At 56.0% G+C, this 3,428-nt stretch carries 2 rRNA genes; both read left to right on the top strand.

Annotation, left to right across the window (positions count from 1 at the left end):
* Positions 1–60 precede the first annotated feature (60 nt).
* Positions 61–3,183, top strand: a 23S ribosomal RNA gene (locus tag KXC43_RS50160).
* Between the two features lie 120 nt (positions 3,184–3,303).
* Positions 3,304–3,420 (top strand): 5S ribosomal RNA (gene rrf / locus KXC43_RS50155).
* Positions 3,421–3,428 lie beyond the last annotated feature (8 nt).

The following is a 3,428-nucleotide window of genomic DNA, read 5'->3' as shown; positions in this document are numbered from 1 at the left end:
GGTTGTGGGTTGGTCGTTGGTTGAGAATTACACAGTGGACGCGAGCATCTTGTTTTCTGTGTTTAAGTTGTCAAGGGCGAACGGTGGATGCCTTGGCACCAGGAGCCGATGAAGGACGTGGGAGGCCGCGATAGGCCTGGGGGAGCTGTCAACCTAGCTGTGATCCCAGGGTGTCCGAATGGGGAAACCTGGCACGAGTCATGTCGTGTCACCGCCACCTGAATACATAGGGTGGTTGGGGGGAACGCCGGGAAGTGAAACATCTCAGTACCGGTAGGAAGAGAAAACAACAGTGATTCCGTGAGTAGTGGCGAGCGAAAGCGGATCGAGCCTAAACCTTGTGCGTGTGATACCTGTCAGGGGTTACGCATGGGGGGTTGTGGGACCTTTTTTCAGTGTTCTGACAGACGCTGGCAGAGTTACAAAGTTGCATGTTAGTCGAACAGTGTGGGAAAGCTGGCCGTAGACGGTGAGAGCCCGGTAGACGAAAATGTGTGACCTCTGTGGAAAGGCACCCGAGTAGCAGCGGACTCCTAGAATCTGCTGTGAATCTGCCAGGACCACCTGGTAAGGCTGAATACTTCCTGGTGACCGATAGCGGACGAGTACCGTGAGGGAATGGTGAAAAGTACCCCGGGAGGGGAGTGAAATAGTACCTGAAACCGTTCGCCTACAATCCGTCAGGGCCTTATGTTCGTAAGAGCAGGGGTGATGGCGTGCCTTTTGAAGAATGAGCCTGCGAGTTAGTGGCACGTGGCGAGGTTAACCTGTGTGGGGTAGCCGTAGCGAAAGCGAGTCTGAATAGGGCGTTGTAGTCGCGTGTTCTAGACCCGAAGCGGGGTGATCTAGCCATGGGCAGGTTGAAGCGTGGGTAAGACTGCGTGGAGGACCGAACCCACCAACGTTGAAAAGTTGGGGGATGACCTGTGGTTAGGGGTGAAAGGCCAATCAAACTCCGTGATAGCTGGTTCTCCCCGAAATGCATTTAGGTGCAGCGTCGTGTGTTTCTTGCCGGAGGTAGAGCACTGGATGGTCTAGGGGGCCTACAAGCTTACCGAAATCAGCTAAACTCCGAATGCCGGTAAGTGAGAGCGCGGCAGTGAGACTGCGGGGGATAAGCTTCGTAGTCGAGAGGGAAACAGCCCAGATCACCAGCTAAGGCCCCTAAGCGTGTGCTAAGTGGAAAAGGATGTGGGATCGCATTGACAACCAGGAGGTTGGCTTAGAAGCAGCCACCCTTTAAAGAGTGCGTAATAGCTCACTGGTCAAGTGGTTCCGCGCCGACAATGTAGCGGGGCTCAAGCACACCGCCGAAGCTGTGGCATTCACATTTTACTCGGCTGGCTTCCTTGGGGAGTTGGTCCAAGTGTGTGGATGGGTAGGGGAGCGTCGTATGGCGAGCGAAGCGGCAGAGTGATCTAGCCGTGGACGCCATACGAGTGAGAATGCAGGCATGAGTAGCGAATGAAGAGTGAGAACCTCTTCCGCCGGATGACCAAGGGTTCCAGGGCCAGGCTAATCCGCCCTGGGTGAGTCGGGGCCTAAGGCGAGGCCGAGAGGCGTAGTCGATGGATAACGGGTTGATATTCCCGTACCCGCAAAGGAACGCCCAAGACGAACCTTTCCATGCTAACCACCTCAAGTGCCGGCGACCTTCGGGTCAAGGGCAGGCGAGCTGGGACCCTGGTTGGTAGTAGTTTAGTGATGGGGTGACGCAGGAAGGTAGATGATCCCAGGCGGTGGTTGTCCTGGGGTAAGCGTGTAGACCGTGTCATAGGCAAATCCGTGACACATATAGGTTGAGACGTGATGCCGAGCCGTTTCAGGTGAAGTCATTGATCCTATGCTGCCGAGAAAAGCCTCTAGCGATGTTCCGAGCGGCCCGTACCCTAAACCGACACAGGTGGTCAGGTAGAGAATACCGAGGCGACGGGTGAACTGTGGTTAAGGAACTCGGCAAATTGCCCCCGTAACTTAGGGAGAAGGGGGGCCGGACGCGTGAACACCCTTGCGGTGGGAGCGTGGTATGGCCGCAGAGAGCAGGGGGAAGCGACTGTTTACTAAAAACACAGGTCCATGCCAAGTCGTAAGACGATGTATATGGACTGACGCCTGCCCGGTGCTGGAACGTTAAGGGGACCTGTTAGCCTTTCGGGGCGAGGCGGAGAACTTAAGCGCCAGTAAACGGCGGTGGTAACTATAACCATCCTAAGGTAGCGAAATTCCTTGTCGGGTAAGTTCCGACCTGCACGAATGGCGTAACGACTTCCCCACTGTCTCAACCACAGGCCCGGCGAAATTGCAGTACGAGTAAAGATGCTCGTTACGCGCGGCAGGACGGAAAGACCCCGGGACCTTTACTATAGCTTGACATTGGTATCCGAATTTAATTGTGTAGGATAGGTGGGAGCCGGTGAAGCTCGGACGCCAGTTCGGGTGGAGGCAATCTTGAAATACCACTCTGTTGGGTTTGGGTATCTAACTTGCGGCCCTGATCGGGTCGAGGGACAGTGTCTGGTGGGTAGTTTAACTGGGGCGGTTGCCTCCTAAAGGGTAACGGAGGCGCCCAAAGGTTCCCTCAGCCTGGTTGGCAATCAGGTGTTGAGTGTAAGTGCACAAGGGAGCTTGACTGTGAGACTGACGGGTCGAGCAGGGACGAAAGTCGGGACTAGTGATCCGGCACTTGCGTGTGGAAGCGGTGTCGCTCAACGGATAAAAGGTACCCCGGGGATAACAGGCTGATCTTCCCCAAGAGTCCATATCGACGGGATGGTTTGGCACCTCGATGTCGGCTCGTCGCATCCTGGGGCTGTAGCAGGTCCCAAGGGTTGGGCTGTTCGCCCATTAAAGCGGTACGCGAGCTGGGTTTAGAACGTCGTGAGACAGTTCGGTCCCTATCCGCCGTGCGCGTTGGATACTTGAGAAGGGCTGTCCCTAGTACGAGAGGACCGGGACGGACGAACCTCTGGTGTGCCAGTTGTCCCGCCAGGGGCACGGCTGGTTGGCTACGTTCGGAAGGGATAACCGCTGAAAGCATCTAAGCGGGAAGCTCGCTTCGAGATGAGGTATCCCACCACCTTGAGTGGGTAAGGCTCCCAACAGACTATTGGGTTGATAGGCCGGAGATGTAAGCCAGGTAACTGGTTCAGTCGACCGGTACTAATAGGCCGAGGGCTTAACCACCTTAAACTTTTTGCTCAACGCGTCCACTGTGTGATTCACAGCAAACGAACAACCAGAAGCGCCGACCCTTTGTAAAAGGGGGTTGTGCTGCTGATGCTGGTTTGTTCCGCTGAAGGCTGTTTCGGTGGTCATAGCGGAGGGGAAACGCCCGGTCTCATTCCGAACCCGGAAGCTAAGCCCTCCAGCGCCGATGGTACTGCACTCGGGAGGGTGTGGGAGAGTAGGACGCCGCCGGACTCAACGTG

Source organism: Paractinoplanes polyasparticus (assembly GCF_019710575.1).
GTDB lineage: Bacteria > Actinomycetota > Actinomycetes > Mycobacteriales > Micromonosporaceae > Actinoplanes > Actinoplanes polyasparticus.
This window is presented reverse-complemented; position numbering and strand designations above follow the sequence as displayed.